This window comes from Paraburkholderia sp. RL17-381-BIF-C, from assembly GCF_046026435.1.
Classification (GTDB): domain Bacteria; phylum Pseudomonadota; class Gammaproteobacteria; order Burkholderiales; family Burkholderiaceae; genus Paraburkholderia.
Genome location: NZ_JARESX010000038.1, coordinates 39060 through 58694 on the forward strand (window position 1 = coordinate 39060; position 19635 = coordinate 58694).

Annotated in this window: 20 protein-coding genes and 1 pseudogene; 8 read left to right on the plus strand and 13 right to left on the minus strand. The window is 58.4% G+C overall.

The features are described 5' to 3' along the window. The first annotated feature begins 110 nt into the window (after positions 1-110). Entirely contained in the window at positions 111-332 is a 222-nt protein-coding gene (locus P0D70_RS22540) for a hypothetical protein (RefSeq protein ID WP_091796194.1), read from the plus strand. 234 nt (positions 333-566) lie between these two features. Next, positions 567-1274, plus strand: coding sequence for a glutathione binding-like protein (locus P0D70_RS22545; RefSeq protein WP_408186093.1), 708 nt, complete (start codon positions 567-569; stop codon positions 1272-1274). 326 nt (positions 1275-1600) lie between these two features. On the opposite strand, the pseudogene P0D70_RS22550 reads toward P0D70_RS22545, so the two are convergent. Further along, a pseudogene (locus tag P0D70_RS22550) lies at positions 1601-1708 on the minus strand (cysteine hydrolase); the annotation flags it as partial. Positions 1709-1966: 258 nt separating this feature from the next. Between P0D70_RS22550 and P0D70_RS22555 the strand changes: the two are divergent. Continuing rightward, on the plus strand, positions 1967-3040 hold the full coding sequence (locus P0D70_RS22555) for an acyltransferase family protein (RefSeq protein ID WP_408186094.1): 1074 nt from the start codon (positions 1967-1969) through the stop codon (positions 3038-3040). 208 nt (positions 3041-3248) lie between these two features. Continuing rightward, the gene (locus P0D70_RS22560) at positions 3249-4286 is read left to right on the plus strand and encodes a methyltransferase domain-containing protein (RefSeq protein ID WP_408186095.1); all 1038 of its coding nucleotides are present in this window, start codon (positions 3249-3251) and stop codon (positions 4284-4286) included. A gap of 66 nt (positions 4287-4352) precedes the next feature. Here the strand turns inward: P0D70_RS22560 and P0D70_RS22565 are convergent, their stop codons facing one another. The 3 genes from P0D70_RS22565 to P0D70_RS22575 all read right to left on the minus strand — a co-directional run bounded on the left by P0D70_RS22565 (position 4353) and on the right by P0D70_RS22575 (position 7752). Continuing rightward, on the minus strand, positions 4353-4562 hold the full coding sequence (locus tag P0D70_RS22565; protein ID WP_091796186.1) for a hypothetical protein: 210 nt from the start codon (positions 4560-4562) through the stop codon (positions 4353-4355). A 78-nt stretch (positions 4563-4640) separates the two neighbouring features. Next, positions 4641-5384: a YoaK family protein gene (locus tag P0D70_RS22570; protein WP_091796184.1), complete on the minus strand. Its 744-nt coding sequence runs from the start codon at positions 5382-5384 to the stop codon at positions 4641-4643. 175 nt (positions 5385-5559) lie between these two features. Continuing rightward, on the minus strand, positions 5560-7752 hold the full coding sequence (locus P0D70_RS22575; protein ID WP_408186096.1) for a TonB-dependent siderophore receptor: 2193 nt from the start codon (positions 7750-7752) through the stop codon (positions 5560-5562). Between the two features lie 503 nt (positions 7753-8255). Here P0D70_RS22575 and P0D70_RS22580 point away from each other — a divergent pair. Beyond that, positions 8256-9401 (plus strand): chymotrypsin family serine protease, encoded by a 1146-nt coding sequence (locus P0D70_RS22580; protein WP_408186097.1) that lies wholly within the window; start codon positions 8256-8258, stop codon positions 9399-9401. Positions 9402-9406: 5 nt separating this feature from the next. Beyond that, positions 9407-9622 carry a hypothetical protein gene (locus P0D70_RS22585; protein ID WP_408186098.1) on the plus strand — a complete coding sequence of 72 codons (216 nt, stop codon included), beginning with the start codon at positions 9407-9409 and terminating at the stop codon, positions 9620-9622. A 75-nt stretch (positions 9623-9697) separates the two neighbouring features. Here the strand turns inward: P0D70_RS22585 and P0D70_RS22590 are convergent, their stop codons facing one another. After that, on the minus strand, positions 9698-10099 hold the full coding sequence (locus tag P0D70_RS22590) for a hypothetical protein (protein ID WP_408186099.1): 402 nt from the start codon (positions 10097-10099) through the stop codon (positions 9698-9700). A 475-nt stretch (positions 10100-10574) separates the two neighbouring features. Continuing rightward, positions 10575-10832, minus strand: coding sequence for a hypothetical protein (locus P0D70_RS22595; RefSeq protein WP_408186100.1), 258 nt, complete (start codon positions 10830-10832; stop codon positions 10575-10577). A gap of 153 nt (positions 10833-10985) precedes the next feature. Here P0D70_RS22595 and P0D70_RS22600 point away from each other — a divergent pair, with 153 nt between their 5' ends. Both P0D70_RS22600 and P0D70_RS22605 read left to right on the plus strand, forming a co-directional pair. Continuing rightward, entirely contained in the window at positions 10986-11303 is a 318-nt protein-coding gene (locus tag P0D70_RS22600; protein ID WP_408186101.1) for a hypothetical protein, read from the plus strand. Positions 11304-11341: 38 nt separating this feature from the next. After that, positions 11342-11545, plus strand: a complete 204-nt coding sequence (locus P0D70_RS22605; protein ID WP_408186102.1) for a DUF4224 domain-containing protein — start codon at positions 11342-11344, stop codon at positions 11543-11545. A 28-nt stretch (positions 11546-11573) separates the two neighbouring features. Here P0D70_RS22605 and P0D70_RS22610 read toward each other — a convergent pair whose 3' ends face one another. From P0D70_RS22610 to P0D70_RS22640, 7 genes are all read right to left on the minus strand, one after another. Beyond that, on the minus strand, positions 11574-13328 hold the full coding sequence (locus tag P0D70_RS22610; protein WP_408186103.1) for an AAA family ATPase: 1755 nt from the start codon (positions 13326-13328) through the stop codon (positions 11574-11576). Between the two features lie 530 nt (positions 13329-13858). Next, positions 13859-14872 carry a tyrosine-type recombinase/integrase gene (locus P0D70_RS22615; RefSeq protein WP_408186104.1) on the minus strand — a complete coding sequence of 338 codons (1014 nt, stop codon included), beginning with the start codon at positions 14870-14872 and terminating at the stop codon, positions 13859-13861. Positions 14873-14940: 68 nt separating this feature from the next. Then, a complete protein-coding gene (locus tag P0D70_RS22620; protein ID WP_408186105.1) occupies positions 14941-15504 on the minus strand; it encodes a DUF4376 domain-containing protein in 564 nt (187 codons plus the stop codon). An 11-nt stretch (positions 15505-15515) separates the two neighbouring features. Further along, positions 15516-16154, minus strand: coding sequence for a gp53-like domain-containing protein (locus P0D70_RS22625; RefSeq protein ID WP_408186106.1), 639 nt, complete (start codon positions 16152-16154; stop codon positions 15516-15518). 388 nt (positions 16155-16542) lie between these two features. Continuing rightward, on the minus strand, positions 16543-17997 hold the full coding sequence (locus tag P0D70_RS22630) for a DNA circularization protein (RefSeq protein WP_408186107.1): 1455 nt from the start codon (positions 17995-17997) through the stop codon (positions 16543-16545). Positions 17998-17999: 2 nt separating this feature from the next. Then, the gene (locus P0D70_RS22635; RefSeq protein ID WP_408186108.1) at positions 18000-19088 is read right to left on the minus strand and encodes a hypothetical protein; all 1089 of its coding nucleotides are present in this window, start codon (positions 19086-19088) and stop codon (positions 18000-18002) included. An 18-nt stretch (positions 19089-19106) separates the two neighbouring features. Continuing rightward, on the minus strand, positions 19107-19565 hold the full coding sequence (locus tag P0D70_RS22640) for a hypothetical protein (RefSeq protein WP_408186109.1): 459 nt from the start codon (positions 19563-19565) through the stop codon (positions 19107-19109). Between the last annotated feature and the right edge of the window lie 70 nt (positions 19566-19635).

The following is a 19635-nucleotide window of genomic DNA, read 5'->3' on the forward strand; positions in this document are numbered from 1 at the left end:
CGTGCCGATGGCGATTTTCGCCTGGGAGTAACCCGGGGACGGCACGCGGAGCATTCCGCACGCGGAGCGTCGCCTTTAGACTTGGCGCATCCAACACGGAGACGGCGCCCATGACACCCGAGAAAATTCTTTCGATGTTCGAACGGCAATACCTGGAGGGCAAGACGCCCGTCGATCTGGAGCAGACTTGCGCGAGTTTTGCGAGTTGGCTGGCGGTGGCGTGGGAGTTGCTCGACGCAGAGCAGAAGACGCTGCTCCTGACGATCGGCGCGACTCTGTGGCGTGAAGGTTATAACTTGCGCGCCGGCGCGGCGACGAAGGATTTGTGGTGAGTCGCGCCTCGCGAGCGTTGCTGCGTTCGCAGTGCGATGCTCGCAATACGTCGACGCACGAGCGCGCCGTGCCGGCGTGGCCTCTGAGCAGCGCGCCGACGCGTTGTACCAAGTCGGTTTATATTTGACGATCCCGCGTTGGTATTTTGGGCGCCGGTCCTCCAGCCGGCGCCGAAGCCCGATGCCTCATGCCCCTATCAGGCCGCAACATTCGCACAAGGGTTACATCGTCACATGACCGATCTATCTGCTTTTCCGATCACGAATAAATGGCTTGCTGAGCATCCGGACCGGATTCAGCTCTACTCGCTGCCTACGCCCAATGGCGTGAAGGTGTCGATCATGCTCGAAGAGACGGGTTTGCCGTATGAACCGCATCTCGTGCGCTTCGATACGAATGATCAGATGACGCCGGAGTTTCTGTCGCTCAATCCGAACAACAAGATCCCCGCGATCATCGATCCGAATGGGCCGGACGGCAAACCGCTGCCGCTGTTCGAATCCGGCGCGATCCTGATCTATCTCGCGGACAAGAGCGGCAAGTTTATTCCGCAGGACGCCGCCGGCCGCTATGAAGCGCTTCAGTGGGTGATGTTCCAGATGGGCGGAATCGGGCCGATGTTCGGGCAGGTGGGTTTCTTCCACAAGTTCGCCGGCAAGGAGTATGAAGACAAGCGTCCGCGCGATCGTTACATCGGCGAAGCGAAAAGGCTGCTCGGCGTGCTGGATCGGCAACTCGAAGGGCGCGACTGGATTCTCGGCGATACGTACTCGATCGCCGATATCGCCACCTTCCCGTGGGTGCGCAATCTGATCGGTTTCTATGAGGCGGGTGAGCTCGTCGGCATTCAGGATTTCCCGAACGTGACTCGCGTGTTGGCGGCGTTCGTCGCGCGACCGGCCGTGGCGAGGGGTCTGGAGATTCCGAAGCGGCCCGCGTAGGCGAGTCGTGAGGCCGGGCGGGGGGGTGGCGTCCGGCCGTGGTTTAATGAAGTCACCGCGCGAGTTGCGTTAGGTCTCAGTACCCATTGGTCTGCTTCGAGACCGGCGGTAGTGGGCAGCAACTCGCGCTGGGCGAGTTGCCCGGCTGCTCTGTCAGGGTAAAGCGCCAAGTGTTATGGTTGAGCAGGGATCATTAGGATGCCAAATATAAAATTCCCTTGCTGAATTATGTGCCGCTTTTTCGGTGGTCAATAAGAGTACGTCGGCCGTACTCATCACCGACCCAAAGGTGTCTGGCATGTCGGCGTGAATTTCGACTTGCCGGCTATCGGCAGCGAGCCGGTGAAATATTCGTTCTGGAAGTCGATCAACAGCAACGCCGTGCGGCGAGCGATGAGCGAGGCCGGGGCCCAGGCATGCGGGATGCTGCGCAGTGTTCGGTTGGACGCGCGGTTCTCTTTGATGGCGCTCGGAAAGGAACCGGGTCTAGGATTGGGGACGCATCGCAACAACGCCGCGGGCAAGACTAGGTCTGAGCGTGATTTGCACAGATCGCAGCTCGTTTTCTCGTCTTGAAGGTACTCGCTGACTGGCTGAATCGTTATAGCGTCAGCCTTACCAAATATCTCAAGAAATCATTGATTGTCGCTATCCGCGTAGCGGGATAGTCGCCGCACACTCCGGAATAGGTCATGGATCAACCGCAGCATCTTCGGATTGCCGGGCTCGACGGCCTGCGCGCACTGTCCGTCATAGCGGTCTTTCTTGCGCATACTGGCCTTGCGGGTGTGGTGGGAGGCGGATATGTCGGCGTCGATGTATTTTTCGTTTTGAGCGGCTACCTCATCACAAGCTTGCTCGTAACGGAGCATTCGCGCACCGGGCGGATTGATTTGCCGGCTTTTTATTGGCGGCGCGCCCGGCGCCTTTATCCCGCTTTATGTCTGATGCTGGCCGGCGTCACACTCTATTGTCTGATATTTCCCGTTGCCTTCAGGGTTGGGTGGGAAGTCTTACCGGCTTTCTTCTACGTGATGAATTGGGTTCGTGCGCTCGGGATCTACGACGCTCATCTCACCGGACATGCATGGACATTGGCAGTCGAGGAGCAGTTTTACCTGGTTTGGCCGCTGATTCTGCTGGTTGTATTGAAATTCTGGCCACGTCGCGCCTTGATCGCATTTGCCCTTCTGACCGTTGCGGTGATCTGTTGGCGCTCGTATCTCATCTCGCTTGATCTTCCCATGGCCCGCATTTATTGCGGCTTTGATACTCATTCCGACGGGCTTCTGATCGGCGCTTTGCTGGCGGTGATGCCTCGCCGATGGGCAGTCAGGGCCGGGAAGTTGTGGCCGGTTGCTGCTGTGTATCTGTCTTTCGTATTGCTCAGCGAAACCGGCATTGAGTTTTCGTTGCGAGCGGTGGGATATCCGCTGACGCCATTGGCCGCGGCATTCATCGTCGCGAAGGCCGTCACGCAACAGCGCTCCGCTCTGGTGCGGGCGCTCAGCATTGCCCCGCTAGCGGGGTTCGGTCGTGTTTCGTACGGCTTTTACCTCTGGCATTACGTTGTGCTGCAGTCGATGCTCTACGGCGGGTACGAAACCATGGGCGCATTTTTCGGTGGATTTTCTCATCCGAGAATCGCCATGGTGACGATCACATTCGGTGTGTCAATCGCACTGACCCTTTTCTCGTGGTTTGTCATCGAAAAGCCGGCTATGCGATTGCGTTTCCCTTGGAGGCGCAACGTGGCGATGGCTTGAGCCGATGGCACGGACGCGAGCTTCACGCTCATGAGCGTACGAGCCTCGCCAAATGGGCGGCGTTTATCGCGTATTCGGCTACGGATAGTCGGGCGACTACCCTTCAATTGTTTAGTTTTTGTGTAAGGCAGTAGAGATTGTTTTATTCGCCGGTCGGGCAAGGCATGGTAAGTTGCGTGATGGTCGGCCCATTGCAGAGAGGTGGTTCATGAATCTGGTTACGACGCTTCGCCGCGGGCACCTTCTGAAACACATCGATCTGTCGGGCGTCGGCCTGGAGATTGGGCCGTATGACCAGCCGACCGTCTTCAAGTCGGAAGCGGACGTCCGGTATCTGGACTGGAAAGACAAAGAGCAACTGGTGCAGGAGTGTACGCATCCTGACATGATCGTCGACATACCCGATATCGATTATGTGGTTCATTCGAATCGGTACTGCGACTATATCGCCGATAAGTTCGACTACATTATCGCGAATCATGTGATGGAGCATGCGCCGAACATGATTCAATGGCTGTCCGATCTGTGCGACATGATGCAGCCGGGCGGCGTTCTGTTTCTCGCGCTGCCGGACAAGAAGTTCAGTTTCGACAAGTACCGGCAGGATACGGCGCTGAGCCATTTTGTGGCCGAGTATCTGGCGGGCGTCGAGGACATTCCGCGCGAACATCAAATCGAATGTGAAATCTACTACGACGAAGCATTCGTCAACAAGCCGATGCATGTGGCGGATAAGCTGGATATGAACCGCATCATGGAGAAGCTGAAGGCGCCTCCGCATGTCGGCATTCACAGCCATGTTTTCGAAAGCGGTACGATCGTGTCCAAGGTTTTGAAGCCTATCCTCATGATGGGTTTCGTGGAATTCAATCTGGTCGACTTTGTGCCTGCGCGCGGCGAGACCGGCGGAGAGATGATCATTGTTCTTCGCAAGGAACCGCCTCGCGTGGAACTGGCCACCGAAGAGTTCTACAGTGCCGCGGTGGAGACGACGCATACGTCGAACACGGCTGACACGGCTGACACCGTTGACGCGGTCGCCACGGCGCAGCGGCTGGCCGATGCCGAGAAAGCCGTTGCGGAATTGCGCGCGAGGCTTGCAGTGATGCAAGAGGAAATCGCATCGAGGACGTCGACGATCAGTGCGCTCGAGTCGTCCACGTCCTGGCGAATCACCGCACCGTTGCGCGCCGCGGTGACCAAGCTTCGAGGGCTCGGCCCGGGCGGGCGAAACGTCTCGTATTGAAGGGCCACGTCGAAGCGATTGTTGTACGTTCGCCATGAGACATCTTCGACCGGCCGCTGTCAGTTGTCAGTGCAAATCCGCAGGGTTGCCGCCCATCGCTCGATAAAGATCGCGCACAAACTCTTCGCTGATCACGTCCCATTCCGGTGAGGCATAAAGCACGTCCTCGGGGTTCTTCTTGCCCTGTGCGTGCCGCAGTGTGCGCACGGTCAATTCGAGGGCCATCGCCTCTTCATAGAGAGGGTGGCCGGGGCGGAGGCGGTCGTCGTTGTCCATGCCTGATTTTCGGCAGCCACCGAACAAACTTTAGATGCAGCCTCGCAAGCGCGCATGGAATGGCCGCGTGGCGTTTGTCTAAGCCCGATAGGCGCGCATGTCGTCGACGATTGGGACAACGGCAAGAGTAAGAAGGACGATCGCGAGAGGAATGGTCGACACAAATCCCAAATGCCTGAAACCTACAGCGCCGGCAACGCCGCCCCCGAGGAACGACAGCAACAAGGATCCGAGAAGTGCCAGTTTCTGGCGATCGCCTCGGACCGGATTACCGGACGCACCACCGAAATTCCAGTAAAACAGCTTGCCAAGCTCGATGCCAATATCGGTTACCAAACCGGTGACGTGCGTCGTCCGAATCTCCGCCTTCGAAATTTTGGTGATCATGGCGTTCTGCAGCCCCATCACGTAGCAGAGAAGACAGACTGTAGCCGGGACGAACAGCACACGGTGCTTCTCCAGATTCGAGCCGAGCAAACCGAAGAGTAGAAGCAGTGACGCCTCGAGCATCAATGGCATTGCATACTGGCTATGCAAGTGCTTGCGGTGCCCCCAATTGATCAGGATCGCCGAGGTGGCCGCTCCGACAAGGAAGGACATTAAGGAACTGAATCCGGCCACCACCACGTCGATGTCGCCAAGCGCGAAGTTATCGGCAAGCGACGACACGATGCCGGACATGTGTGACGTGTACTGACCCACAGCAAGGAATCCGCCGGCATTGGCCGCCCCGGCGACAAACGCGAGCGAACGCCCAAGCCGGCGATTGGTCTCGTCGTTGCGCTCTGGCTTGGTCAAACCGCGAAGGTAATTGATGGGCATGTGATTACCCTCGGTATCGGCGCTTGGTATCGGCGATGTGGCCAACACATGTTGCGTAGGTGTGAGTCGATGCTAACACGAAACAATGCTGCCTCTGCTGGCCTGGCGTCGCGCGTTTGGCCTCTGTCAAGCTGACGGCCGCAGTAGGGCGATCGACCTCGGCGCATCGCGACACTCAATAGCTGTATCCCAGTGTGAGCATCACGGAGCGATCGTCGCCAAGCGCCACGGCGTTGCTCAAGCCACCCGTGTAGTAGTGCTTGTTGAAGACGTTGCTCACACGCAGCGCGGCGCGCCAGCGCGGCGCCGTGTAGCCCACGCCCACATCGCTGACCACGAAGCCCGGAATCGTCATGCCGTACGCGTAGAGATTGCTCTGGCCGCGCACGCCGCCGTTGATTTCCCAGCGATACAGTTCGCCCGGCAGCTTGTAGCGCGCGAACACATTGAAGCTGTGGCGCGGCACGTTGTTGATGCGTTCGCCGTCGGTCGAAGGTGTCTGGCCGCCGTCGTCGGCAATCACCGCCGACGTATACGCGTAGCCGCCCGTCACGCTCAGATGATTCGTCGGCGCGGTGTTGAAACTGAATTCGAAGCCGCGCGAATGCTCCTCGCCCACGGCGATGCTGTAGCCGTCGTTGTTCGGATCGTCTTCGAGCACGTTGCGTCGGCGCAGATCGAACGCCGCGACCGTCACGCTCGTGCGGCCCTTCTCGATGTCGAACTTCACGCCCGCTTCCCACTGCTTGCCCGTTTCCGGATCGAACGCGTTGCCGTTCACGTCCGCGCCGCTGTTCGGATAGAACGATGTCGCGTAGCTCACGTACGGTCGCACTCCCGGATACAGTTCGTACATCAAGGCAACCGAGCCGGTCGTGGCGTTCGAAGGATTGCGGCTGCGCGTGTCGGTGAGTTCGTTGAGCACATCGCTCGACGCGCTGTCGTAGCGCACGCCTGCGAGCACACGCCAGCGCTGGCCGAGCGCGATCTGGTCGCGCGCATAGAAGCCGAGATCGCGGATCGTCGTGTACGTATGCGTTTTCGGCGTGGACGGGCAGGTGATCGAGCCCGTGTAGACCGGGTCGTACATGTCGATCGAGCCGACCGTGCAGGTGGTCGAGGCGGCATCCTCCCGGCCGCGCATGTAGTCCATGCCGAAGGTGAGTTCGTGGCGGCCGAGCGCGGTGTCGAAGGTCTTCTGCGCGTTGTTGTCGAGCGAGATCGTGTCGCCGGACCATTGCGAATCAGTGGCCGTGCGGTTCAGCGTGTAGCCGTTCGAGGCGAGCTTGCCGTTGGCGACCAGCTGGCCGCCGAGTGAGAACTGTTGCCAACGGAAGTTCTGATTCACCGTCCAGCCCGAATCGAAATGATGCGCGAAGGCGTAGCCGACGCGCGCCTCGTGACCCGAGTACGGCTGCTGATCGGGCTCGCCGGTAAAGGTGCTGCGCGCGAGGCTGCCGTTCTTGTTCGCGAGCACCGAGCCGGACCACGGCAGGCCTTGCTGGCGGATGTAATTGCGTTCCTGGTAGCTCGTCAGGATCGTGAATTCCGTGCGCGGGCCGAGATCGAGTGATAGCGACGGCGCGATATAGCGATTGCGCGACCAGACGTAGTCGGTGGCGTCGTTCGAGTTCATCGCAAGCGCGTTGATGCGGAACGCGGCCTTGCCGTTTTCCGAGAGCGGCGTACCCATGTCGACGCTACCCTGGTAGTAGCCGTGGCTGCCCGCGGTGACATCGACGTCGGCGAAGGTATAGGTTTCCGGGCGCTTGCTGACCATGTTGACCATGCCGCCAGGCAGCACGAGCCCGGAGAGCAGCGTGGCCGGTCCTTTGAGCACTTCAATCTGCTGCAGGCCGAAGATTTCTTCAGCGAAGCGGTTGTTGATGGCGGTGCGCAGGCCGTCGAGATACACCGAATCCGACGCCGTCTGGCCGCGAATGATGAAGTCGTCCCAGCCGCGTCGGCCATACGTGCCCGAGATGACGCCGGGCACGTCGTGCAACGCGTCGTTGAGCGTCTGGGCCTGTTGCGCGTCCAACAGGTCGCGCGTGACGACGCTGATCGATTGCGGCGTTTCGTTCAAGGGCACCGACGATTTCGTCATCTGGGCGGAGGCGGGCATGTCGAACGCGGTCCCGGACACGCCGCTCGCGGTGATCTTCACGACGGGCAATTCGGCCGGGCCTGCCGTGTTCTGCGTACTGCCCGTACTCGCGGGCGTATTGGCGGACGTGCCGGTTCCGGCTTTCGGTGCGTTCTGGGTGGTGCGACTCGCTGCATCCGGCGCGGCGGCTTGCGCGAAGACGAGCGTGGGCGCCGCAAAGAAGGCAATCAGAAGTGCGGCATGGATCTGGCGGAAGCGCATCGAAGAACCCTTGTCGAAATGCGAATCATTATTAATTGAGTCGCGAATCCTACTACGGGTTATTCCCTACAATCAATGCGTGTTGTATCGACGCGAATATTTAGCGCGCTTGCGTTTTATTGGCAAAGGGGTGTCGTTGCCGTACCCGGTCTTGGCCAGCGATACGGATAGAGACGGTCATGACGCTGTTGAGACGAAAGGCGGTCATGGCAGGGACACCCGTTGGTACGTTCTGGGTGCGCCACGGATACCAATGATGCCTTGTGAGGCTTGCTGGGCAAGGGTTTCGGCCGAATTGCCGCCGAGTTCCTGGTCCCTGACAGGAATAATACGATAAGGCTGATAGGGAGTTACGGGAGATTTGTCAGATTTTATGCCCCCACCAGTGCCCCTAAAATCTGTCTCCTGAGGAAATACGGATGCGATTCCTGCGGCGCCCAGTTTGCATCTACCGGCCAAGTATGCCTAAATATCGCGCAACAACAAACAATGAGAGGGCCGCGATGGGAGATGTAGTTGGAGATATTGCAATTGGTGCCGAAGCGCAGGCGCCGCAAGTAGAGCTTCAGACTGCGACATTGCGGTTGTTACGGTGGGCCCACGACCTTTCTCTGCTTCGGCCCGAGGCGTACTTTCCTGGGGACGCTTATGCTCACCCGGAGTTCGATCAGATCACGGATGGCGCCGTCGCCTTTCTACGACAAAAGCAAATTCGGTTTGTCGGCACTGACGAAAGCCGCGGAGAGATTTCCGTGTTTCTCCAAAAGGCGGCGCCGGGCGACCGGGCATTAAAGGCGTTGCCTGCCTTCGCAGACGGTTACCGATTACGTTTCAGACAGGGCAATCCAGAGACCGTTTCCCCAACAAATGTCGCCGAAGCAGCTACTCCATGCGCGATGCATGTCGTGCAAGGTACGGCCCGCTATACCTGTGGCAGTTCTATTTCGGTGGGCAACGCTCGAGCAGCAGGTACGTTGGGTTGCTTGCTGCGAGACGCAGGCGGTCAGCTGTATGGGTTGTCCAATAATCACGTGTCGGGAAGTTGTAACTATTCGCCGACCGGGCTCCCGATTGTTGCGCCCGGCATTCTGGACGTGTCCCCGCACAATCCTCAGCCTTTCACAATCGGATTTCACGATCGACAACTGACGATGTTGATGGGCGACCCGACTGTCGTCAATTCTCAGCAGAACCAGGACGCGGCTATATTTCGAATCACGAACGACCAGTTGGTTTCGTCGATGCAGCAAAACTTCTACGATTCGCCTGCTACCGCGTTGCCGCTACGCGCGGGCATGGAAATCGAAAAGGTCGGCCGCACCTCCGGCCATACCCGAGGCCGCGTGATTTCTCAGCTCATGGGGCCGGCCGACGTAACCTACGGAGCGCCTCAGTACCATTTTAATGGCGTCGTATACTTCGATAACATGTTTCTCGTGCATGGAATAGGGGACAGATTTTCGGAGGGCGGCGACTCGGGATCCCTTGTCGTACACACGGATGCGGCCGGTGTGCGCCACGCAGTCGGGATCGTTGTCGCTGGCGGTACGGATTCTTCCGCTCCGGGCGGGAAAGTCTCGATGATTATGCCGATCACTCCTATACTGGCTTTATTCGGGATGAACTTGGTCGCCGGGCACAACGTCTAACCGAAATGAAGCCAAACGACGCCGCGAAGCATCTATACGAAACCTTGACGGCCCCCCGCGGGACGGTCAACGTTGCTGCTGTGCCTGATTCAGACTCAGGGTTTATGCTGAAGATTTGGGTTGCGGCAGGGTATGTGCTGCGCGATGCTCCGACGTGTTTTGATGGCTACCCGGTGAAGGTGGAAGCCCGCCCGCGTATCAATGCCGAACTGCAGGCGTAACCGCTGACTCGATCGGAATTCTGAGAATGGCCCAGCCTCGCGCTGGGCTTTTTCACATCTTGCCCTTAGCCCGAATTATCGGTCAGTGCTGCCGTCGAGCTTCTCCATCGCGCAAGGGCAATCCAGTTCGATGAGCCTCTTCTCGATCGTCGCAATCGCATCGTTGCGCTTTCGCAGACGCCCTCGGTGCCTCCACGGCGAGGTCAAGAAAAAGATACCTAGAGCTGCACCGGCACAGCAGACGAAAAGTGTCTGGTTACTGATCTTCTGTGCAAGGCCAAATTGCCAAACCATCTCTAGCGGCGTTCCGGTCATGAACAGCATTAGGATGCCGGCTCCGAACCCCAGCCAGTCGTTTCTTCTTTCTAAGCGTTTCAGCGTGCGTGTTTCCATCTCGGATGCTCGCAAGCGAAGGCATTCGTTGTTGCTAGGGTGATCAGGATCGTTGTATTTGCGAAAATCTTTGAATACGTCCATTTTTGCTTTTTGAAGTCTGGCCAAACTTATCTAACGGCATAAGCGCGGAAAGCTTTAATCTCGCCATACTGCCCGACGAGGCGAGCAAGTGTGATCAGCGCGCAACCATTCGCCGGTGCGCGCCATTGCGACCAGCTCAGCGACGACGAGATAGCAGAGCAACCCGGCGCGGGGGCTGTCGACAGGAGTCACGTCGCGCTAGCTCTCATCGATTGGGACTTCGTAGCGCGTACCACAGGCCTTGCAAACGACCGGCTCGACACTTCCTTGTGCATCGAGTGGTACAAGCGGCTGCTCCTCGCCGTTAAGGAAGCAGACCGGGCAGGGGAGATGCCCGTGCGGCCCTAGCTGGGACCAACGGTCGACAAAGTGTTGGATCTCCATGGGGGGCGCGTCGATCGCCTCAAGGTGATCCAGCAAGACGTGGAAAAGCGGAGCGTTCTGCATGTCGCCTCCATAGGCGGTATGCGTCATGTTACCCGGAGGTACACGAGAACGTCAGTTCCGCCTCCTGCGGCGTCCATCCGCGCACGCCGTGCGTCTGCATGTCGACTTGATGCATCTGCTTTCCCTTTTGGCTGCAGTACTCGTCCGCACGCTTGAGACTCGATGCTTTCACTTCGCCCCAAGGAGTCATGCCGCCGCGGACTTGGGTCGTGACGGTGTAGCGCCCATTGCCGGCCGGCGTCACATCTGAAATAGTCGTGCACGCAGCGAGCACGGTCAGTCCCATAAGCGCTATTCTTTTTTTCATTAATTATTCCCGTTTCTGTTCAGACAGATTTTGAAGGCTAAGTAACGTTCCAGCAACCTAAGGTCAATGCAATGCTGAGTTCGCTCCGGAGACTCTGATTGGCACGTGACATCAACCATGGCGGGGTATGAAATGGACATTGCGAAGGGAAAACGCGTGAGCGCCACGGAGGCGGCTGAGATACTTGGCGTGCCCCGTTACGCGATAAGCCGTATCGACCGAGCTGGCGAAATTATTAAGCGCTTCAAGCTCGGGCATAAAACGCACGTTTATGACCTCGATTCACTCTATGCATTTCTCGAAGCATCGTTGGTGAAGCCTATCCAGAAGCCGATCGTAACTAAGTCGACCGCTGTTCGTCAGCGCGTACGCGATTGGAGCCCGGAGAAAAAGCCATTTAGCCTGCGCGAATTTCTTGACGTCAAAGACGCCCCGAAAAAGAAACGTTAAGCTTCTGCGTTTCCTCGCAATCGCATATCGGAGCCAAGTTGAGCATTCTGACGAACGACGAACTGGTGCTGCTAACCGGCGGCCTGAAGCAAGGCGCGGCTCAAATTCGCTGGATCGAGAGGCAGATGGGAATCAAGGCGCCGCGGAAGGTGGACGGGCACCCGATGATCACGTGGGAGCAAGTAAACGGACGGCCTGAGGAGCGCGTAAGGACTCGTCCGAAATGGAAAATGTCCTTGTAGTCTGGAGCGCAGTCGGACGGGCCGTCGATTAATCGTTCGCTGCCTGGATCATCTCAACCAGAGCCGTGATCCTTTTTCGCAGGTCGAGTACGTCGAGATCAGCAGGTTGCTCGCAGACCTTTTTTGCCACTTTCACCTTATCCACATCATCGAAGACGGTTCCGCTGGCAATGGCCTTCTTTGATCGCGCAGTGTTTGCGGCGAAGAAGTGCAAGGCGTGATCAAATTGTCCGACACTAACGGGACCGGCATAGCGATCGCCGTAGACTTCTTCGATTGCCTTATGGAGCAGTTTAGGTTCGACGTAATTCTCGATCTCACGGCCCATCGTCACCCAGCCAATGCCTCCATCCTCGTCGAATTCGCCTAGCACTCGCTTCTTCGTCGCGTTGATATGAGTGTGGGAACTGCGCTTATCGCTGTCAATGATAATTGCGAGGTGTCGATTCAGTCGGCGCAGTGCGATGAAGTCATCGACCTCCTGATCTGAAGCGCTCAAGTGACTCAGCAGACGGCCGCCATAGAACATGATTGAATAGTGTGTTCCTTCAATCAACCCTGGTGCGACCGCACGGATCCAATGCTTGATGTAAATGCGATCAGACGGCCCTTCAACCCATATGATGGCATTTGATTGAACCAGGTCCGACGCTTTGTAACCCAAGTCCTGGCAGATCGAGAAGCGCTGATTTGGTAGGAGTGCCGCATCTAAGCTCGTTACGCCATCTCGATTGTAGACGTGAAACACAGCCGCTCCAGGCGTGTCAATGAATGCAGCGGAATGCGTAGCAATGAAGTACTGATTGCTGGTGTTTTTCGATAAGTAGCGGATCAACTTCCGTTGCAAAAGGGGATGAAGGTGTATCTCGGGTTCCTCGATGCAAACAATCGAATTCGTGAGCAGCGTACAGAAGGACGCAAGCATTACGACCTCATGTATCCCAGTGCCTAGAGACTGGAGTGGCAATAGCTTTTCGCCGATGTGCACCAACACATGATTACGGTCAAATGGGATCTCGATTTTTGCCATCGGCTCATCAGTGACCGTGCGAAGGAAGTCGTTTATCTGCTCGAACTGTTTGACTTTGCCTCTTTCGTCTAGCCCCGGATTTTGCAGATTTGCCAAAGCACTGATCAGGCCCTGGCCGCTGTGATCGAATTTCGATCCGTCGTTGTCACCGATCGCTCTAATGGCTGGTATCAGGGCACACTCTGGCAGATCCAATCCGGCTGCCGGAAGCGACTTCGATAGCGCTACCTCGACGCACTGGTCGATTGACACCGGCCCATTAGTCCGTACGAGGCCTTGATAGATACGTAACCAATAAGTCTCGGATAGTTTTTTTGGTTCGGGCTCTTTGACAAACTTCCAACGGCCACGACTTGCCTTAGGCGGCTCAATCCAAATTAGGCCCTTGTCATCAGCCAATATCTGGCAAAGCTGCGACACGGCTGTCTCGGCCGCTTGACGACTGCGGTCGTCGAGCATCAATGACAGCAACTGCGCCTTGACTGACTGTTCGCTGAGGGGGATTCGAACGGCGACGGTGCTAGGCGAAGCTCCGAGGTGAACCTCAAGCGAATCCAGCTTTAGTGGCAACGCGTCAGACGGCAGCTTGGATAATCGGAGCAAATGCCTCGAGATGAAATTGAGGATCGTCGACTTGCCGGAATTATTCGAGCCAATGAAAAAATTGCACTCTTTGAATGGCGCGGCCTCCTGAAATTCTTCGCCGAAGCCACAGTAATTTTTTAGAGCAATCCCTTCAAGGTAGATCGGCATTTTTATCAGACCAGCATTGACCCCGGACCGCGATCGTAGCATATAGCCTGAACGCCTTTACCTCCCAAGGCGACCGTCCGAGGTGACCAACAATACAAAGTTTGTTACCCGGGTTGTTACCCACGCTCTGTTACCCGAAACTGTTACCTTGCGCAGGGTAACAGCAGCAGGTAACAGACCAAAGCCCTATTGGGCAACGCTCTCACCTAATCTGTTACCTGTTACCCAAATTCAAAAAGTTTGTAGCTAGAGAAAGATCGCGCGCGCGCAGGGCCCGTAGGTTCGATAGGGCACCTAGGACCCGCGATGTAATTTGTGCATGGTCTTGGCGTCCTTGAAGGGGCTCTCCACGGTCGATTTTGGAAGGGTTTACAACGTCGCGGCGCGGCGCGAGGGCCGACGATTCGCCGACCGCTCGGTTGGTTCTGCACAACTCCTGATAAAGCAGAGCGCCTTGTCTGGCTTCGCTTTCGGGAATTCGTTCGCCAGTACTTCGCCACTTTGAGTCGACGTCGGCTGGCCGGCTGAACTCACGCGAATCCGCACTGTTCGGCGATGCGCTGCTGGGCCTTCGCTGCGTGCGTGAGGTCGCTCTCGAGATAGCCGACGGTCGTCAGCACGCTCTTGTGACGCATTACTTTCTGAACCACCTGCACGGGTGCACCGTTCTCGCTGAGCAGGGTTGCGAACGTGCCTCTGAGGCGATGGGGCGTAATCCTGTCAATACCGATGCGGCGGCTCGCGATCGCGATGCTCGCTCGCGTGAACCCTCGACCAAAGGCGCGTCCGTCGGCACGCGCGACAATCAGCCCCGTGGGCTTCCGAAACGGCCGGAGGTAATCGATGAGCCATGCCGGCACCGGAATCGGCTCGGCCTCTCTGCCTTTGGTTTGTCCGGGCGTATAGGTCTGGCGCGCGACGTCCAGCCATTCCCATCTCGCGCTGGCTGCCTCGGCCTCGCGAAGTCCCATACCGAGCATCAGACGCACCGCGATCTGAACGGGCGGCCGGCCCGATTCGTCGAGCGTACGCAGCCAGTCGAGTGACAGACTGACCGGCAGCGTCGCTCGTGGCTTGCGCTGTACCTTGAGCATCTTCACTGTGAACGGTACGGCGTCGATCATCCCCCGGTGCGCGGCCCATTTGCACAGCAGTCGGATGATTCTCGACCAGTGGTTTGCCGAGCTCGGCGCATGGGTAAGGAGATGGAGGTTGCGCGCCTCTTCGATTCGGGCTGTGGTGAGATTCGAAATCGCGGTATCGGCCAGCGAATACAGGTGCAGACGTCCGAGTATCTCGACGCCCTGCAGATGCGAGGCGCTCGCAGTTTGCCGGTGCGCGTCGAGCCAAAGACGGACGAGGTCGCGAAGAGTTGGACAATTGCAATTGGCACCTGACTTCAACAGAGCATCTCGATAAGCCACGCCGGCCAGTTGCTCGGCGCGACGTCTGTTGCTTTCGCCCGTCGAACGCTGCGTGCGAGCGCCTCTAATCTGAAAGCGGTAATGCCAGACCTTGCCAACACGGAACAGGTGATAGGTCATCGTTTTAGCTGGGGTGGTACTTCACCACCCCACGAATAGCCGCTGGATCGGCGCTGATGGCGAGTGTGTCAAGGCCATGTGATCGACTGAACGGCGGCGATCGTCGCGGCGCTCCGAACCTGTGCCTTGAGCGTTTGCAGTGTTTGGAAGGCCGTGTTTCCTTGCTGCAGCATGACTGCGTATAGGCCTTTCAGATCTGCCAGCGCGAACGGCACCTGTGTGTTGTCGTCTGCGACCCAGTAGAAGCCTTGCGGCGTCGCACCTGCGAGGTTGTAGCCGGTGGTCGCGATGAGAAGCACATTCTGGCTATTGCTGTCGGCTTGAAAGGTCTTCGCGGTGCCGGCGGCGGTCGTGAAACTCACAGGTTGTTGAACGGCGGCCTGATATGCCACAGTCAACGCCGACATCTGAGCCGCTTGCGCGTTTGCAAGAATTTCGGACTCCGTTGCCGCCGGCGGACTGACGAGCACGCCGCTCAAGACAATGTAGCCGGGACTGTTAATACACGCTTGCCATTGTTCTTCGCTGATGTTGATCACGTCGACGAGGCCGGCGGGGACCGGGCTGTCTTCGCTGTCGTAGAAGGCCGTGATAACGCCGGCGGAATTGTATGCTGCAGATTTTTGACCCATTCCGATTCTCCTCAGTTACCGATCGCGAAGCCATAGCCCTGGACACCGCCAGAGGACGAAGATAGCGATGGGGGAGTGCCGCCCGTGGCTGCGAAAGCGCTCCAGTTAAACCCGGTGAGCGTCTTGCCGTTCAGCACCGCATACGCTTGCGTATTGCCGGTTGCTTGCAAGCCAGTCAGCGTCACTGCGAAGCAGTTGTTCGGAAATGCGATCGGGAACGTGCCGCTGCTGGTAGTGCTGGCCGTGTTGTTGATGGGAAACCACTGAAGGATTAGCGGAGTTCCGCTGACGTTGGGAATCTTCACATAACCCGACGTGAGGAGCGACGTGACGAACTGGCCAAGATTGACGGCTTGATTGCTTGACGCTGCAGCAGCGACGCTAAAGGCTTTTGTCGAATCACCATTGACTTTCGCGAAAAGCGCCAAGAGCGCGTCGCGAACCTGCGTGTATGTCGTTTTGCTCGGCGTCAGCCCCCCCGCGACCACGATGGCGCGCAGTTCTTCCTGGATCATATTCAGCCACGAGCCACGCACATTCGTTGCTGGCGTGCCGGTGGCCGGATTGCCTTCGGTCCAGTAGCCTTCAGTTCCGGCTGCTTCCGGTGTCGGCAGGCTAGTCGCTGCCGTTGCATCATCAATGCGGAACATCGATTCCTCCCTGGTCGTCTAGTGAACTCGCGGTATGAGCTGGCCGCGAACCACACGGGCCGCCGGCAATCAAGCATTGCTCGGGTTGGCTTCCATGGCCACGCACGCGCGACTGACCCACCCGGGACAGATGCGATAGCGAAGCGTCCGCCAGCGCACTTTTCGTTTGGTTTTCGTGATCGTCAGGTTTCATCTTGTTTCTCCGTTTTGCTCGATAGCGCCGATTAATGATTACAGCCATTAGCAGTCCTTTTTTGAGTTACTGCGCGCCCGCCGCGGGGTTGGCCGGCCACAAGCCGGAAAGGAATCCGCTTCCATGAGCGTCGCGCAGTTGCCGGTGTTATTGCCCACCGCCGGCTGGGGTACACATGACTCGTCCGCCCCTCTGTTACGACGATGGCGCCTTGAATTTGGTTGGCATGAAGGCTGGGTGAATGGGATTGGCCTGTGTAACCAGTTCATCGGCACGCGTTGCATCGCCGTATATCCGTTGTGCCAGCACGAGCGAAGGCATGCTGGCTCCGAACGAAAACTCGCGAATCGACGATAATGCCGCGCCACGCTTGTTCAGGTCCGCAATGACTGCTGCGCGCAACGTCCGCAGTGCCTCGTATGTAGCGTCTTGCGCCTGGTCGCCAGCGATGTCGATCTCAGCATCAAGCAGCTCGGAGACCTGATTCCGCATGCTCGCTGCGTCATCGCTCGACGTCGGCTGATACATCGATGACGCGACCGCCACTGAAGCCAGCGCGCTACGCCGAAACAGATCCGTGCACGCAGACTTCATCTGACTTGTTGCCACGCCGATCGGCGACGTTGTAGTCATCCCGCTCGGCGTGAACCCAGACAGCGACGACAGCAGACGCACCGCATCGGCGGGGTCCGTCGTCGCGGCCAGCACCGAGGCAGTCAGGCCTTGCGCCGCCGTAGAGAAGTCATCGACCGTTGATGCGTCGAGCGCCCGCGCAGCCGCGTCAAGCGTTGACGACGCGGTCGTCACGCCGGCGCGCGCCACTGTCGCCGCCTCAATGAGGCTTTCCGTCGTTGCGCCGGACTGCGCTGTCGACGAACTCGGGTATTTGCTGAACGTCGGCAGCGTCGCGCTGCCAGTGAACCGACCAAAATCACCAGGCAGATTCGTCAGCAGCTTGAACAGGTTCCGCGCGTCACCGACGAGGTTTGTCGCCTTCGTGTACCAACCAAGGGCAGTAATGACCGCTCCCTCAAGTGCTGTTGCGCCTTTGATAATCGCCGAAGTGGCCGATTTCGCGAAGTCCTCCGCCGCCGCCAAGTTCAGACTGCTCGAAGCGTTCAGTACCTTTCCGGTCGTCTCATCTTCGCTTCTGGGATAAGTCTGCGCACCACCCTCAATGAATTCGAACTGGAATTCGAAGTAGCGGCCTTTCTCCCATCGTTCGATAGATCGAAAATCCATCAGACTGACGGTGAGCTGTCCTAGGGTCGGGTGCACCAGCGAGCCTTCGCCGGGGGTCTCGCATGCCGCGATCAACACGTCACGCTGAGCAATGACGTCATCCCCTACAACAAACCCATACATTCGGATTCGACGAGTACGCTTCCCTAAATCCTCCACCCAAGGGTCATCGCGCCCCGGATATTCGTGCAACTCGTTGCGCCGTCCGAACGAGGCCTCACTCCCCAACGAGACAAACTTAACGTCGCGAAACGAAGCAGGTCGCAACTGGCGAAAATACGATGTCGCCGATCCACCCAGGCGCGCGGCCAAGGAACTGGCAAGATTTGCGATCCCTGATGATGTTCCGAGGACTGCTCCCGCTCCAGAGCCGAACCCGCCGGAAGACAGTACGTTCTGATCGCTCATTTTTATCCCTCGTAGCCGGTCATATCGAGCGAGTGAAAGGTGCCGCGATAATCGCCGACCATGCTCACGTTTCGCTGTCGCGCCTCGGGTTCTTTCGGCACTGACGCATCAATGACAACGGGGCCCGTTGTCGGCGCCTTCGGATCCGGCATCTCGTCTTCGCCGTGGATCAGCACAAGCCTGCTGGCCTTCATACGTCGTGCCACTGATTCGTCAAGGGCGACGTCATCGCCAACTCGAAAGACGACTGGTGTTTGACTGATCACCTCCCCGGTGGCCGGCGAACGCTGAACGCTCGGAGCACCATGAATCTCGCCGCGGATAATCCGGACCATGATCTGGGGCTCCGGCGGCTGTGGCTTTCTCAACGGCTCGCAATCAACGCCGGCGGCGATCAGATTGTCGATGAGCTGCGCACAACGATCGTCAGCGAAGCCGGTCGTCCGTGGATCAGCCCACGCGGGCAAATACCAGTGGTTTGGATAGTCGTCGGTGTATTCCGCGGCGACCTTCGGATCCGCGAGGCGAGAGGCCGTATAGGGAACGCGCAGGCCTGTTTCCCTGAGGTCCTCCAATACCTTGGCGCCGCGTCCGGGAAACTGGCCATGGCGGACGTGAGCAACACGCTCCCAGGCGCGCTCGGCTGCGACCATGCCCGCAACGCAATCCTCCAGTGCTGCAACCGCAGCGACATATTTTTCGAGCGCCGCGTCGTGCGATGCGAGAATCTCGCCGCCGACGGCCGCGCGCAGTTGGTCCCGTAGGTTGTCTAGCTCCGCCTCAGCGATCCGGATCCCTTCTTCGATGATGTCCAAGGCGTCGTGTGCGGTCGCGGCGGCCGCCCGCGCTGCTGAGTCGAGCTGCTCGGCATTCGAGATCTGTGCATCGATCGCCGTTGTGTTGGGCGGCTTCTTGGCGATCATCGCCTCAGCCAGCAGCCGTCGACGCTGGCCCTTGAGTTCAGTGACAGCCGCAACATGATCGCCGGCGCCGTCGATAGCCACCTGAGCCGCAGATCGATCCGACTGAAGTCGGTCGATGGACTTGCGCTGTACCTCAATTCGATCGAGCAGCTTCTGAATTGCCTTCAATCGGTTTCTCCTGGAGAGTTAGATCGGGCGTCCGGTGCTGCTGGACACGTAGTTTCTTGGATGGATGGGATCTGCGCTCAGGATCGCGGCAGGCCCCGGCAGGTCTCGCCTGGCCGCCACGATCGCGCTTACCGCGCGCTTTGCGGATATGTCGCTTTCGAGGAGAGCGAGGCCGAGTCTCGGCGAGCCATGGACGATTGCAGCAGCCATGATTTCGGCGCCGCGCCGTCGCTCGGCGATACCGATGTCCTCGATTTCCTCCGCCGATAGTTCCCGAGCCTTAGCGACGGCGGTTGGCTGCTCGAGCAACTCGGCAAAGGTCGGTGACTGCATTTCGGTCTTGGCAGTCTTCGGCGTGACGGCGTTGCGAGCGGTAGTCACGATGCGACTATTCGCAACGCGCCGCGCTGCTTCGGTGGCATGCGCCTTGATCTGGGGCATGCCCAGCAAATGCGCGAAGGGAAACGCTTCTTTCACGGCTGCCTCTTGATTGCTCGGTTCCGGCGTCCGCCGGGCATGAGGAAAGATTCGTTGAGCAAATTGGGCA

Bases quoted from the DNA above. Each gene is read 5' to 3' on its own strand.
- P0D70_RS22540 (WP_091796194.1), top strand. From the start codon at position 111: ATGACACCCGAGAAAATTCTTTCGATGTTCGAACGGCAATACCTGGAG.
- P0D70_RS22545 (WP_408186093.1), top strand. From the start codon at position 567: ATGACCGATCTATCTGCTTTTCCGATCACGAATAAATGGCTTGCTGAG.
- P0D70_RS22555 (WP_408186094.1), top strand. From the start codon at position 1,967: ATGGATCAACCGCAGCATCTTCGGATTGCCGGGCTCGACGGCCTGCGC.
- P0D70_RS22560 (WP_408186095.1), top strand. From the start codon at position 3,249: ATGAATCTGGTTACGACGCTTCGCCGCGGGCACCTTCTGAAACACATC.
- P0D70_RS22565 (WP_091796186.1), bottom strand. From the start codon at position 4,562: ATGGACAACGACGACCGCCTCCGCCCCGGCCACCCTCTCTATGAAGAG.
- P0D70_RS22570 (WP_091796184.1), bottom strand. From the start codon at position 5,384: ATGCCCATCAATTACCTTCGCGGTTTGACCAAGCCAGAGCGCAACGAC.
- P0D70_RS22575 (WP_408186096.1), bottom strand. From the start codon at position 7,752: ATGCGCTTCCGCCAGATCCATGCCGCACTTCTGATTGCCTTCTTTGCG.
- P0D70_RS22580 (WP_408186097.1), top strand. From the start codon at position 8,256: ATGGGAGATGTAGTTGGAGATATTGCAATTGGTGCCGAAGCGCAGGCG.
- P0D70_RS22585 (WP_408186098.1), top strand. From the start codon at position 9,407: ATGAAGCCAAACGACGCCGCGAAGCATCTATACGAAACCTTGACGGCC.
- P0D70_RS22590 (WP_408186099.1), bottom strand. From the start codon at position 10,099: ATGGACGTATTCAAAGATTTTCGCAAATACAACGATCCTGATCACCCT.
- P0D70_RS22595 (WP_408186100.1), bottom strand. From the start codon at position 10,832: ATGGGACTGACCGTGCTCGCTGCGTGCACGACTATTTCAGATGTGACG.
- P0D70_RS22600 (WP_408186101.1), top strand. From the start codon at position 10,986: ATGGACATTGCGAAGGGAAAACGCGTGAGCGCCACGGAGGCGGCTGAG.
- P0D70_RS22610 (WP_408186103.1), bottom strand. From the start codon at position 13,328: ATGCCGATCTACCTTGAAGGGATTGCTCTAAAAAATTACTGTGGCTTC.
- P0D70_RS22615 (WP_408186104.1), bottom strand. From the start codon at position 14,872: ATGACCTATCACCTGTTCCGTGTTGGCAAGGTCTGGCATTACCGCTTT.
- P0D70_RS22620 (WP_408186105.1), bottom strand. From the start codon at position 15,504: ATGGGTCAAAAATCTGCAGCATACAATTCCGCCGGCGTTATCACGGCC.
- P0D70_RS22625 (WP_408186106.1), bottom strand. From the start codon at position 16,154: ATGTTCCGCATTGATGATGCAACGGCAGCGACTAGCCTGCCGACACCG.
- P0D70_RS22630 (WP_408186107.1), bottom strand. From the start codon at position 17,997: ATGAGCGATCAGAACGTACTGTCTTCCGGCGGGTTCGGCTCTGGAGCG.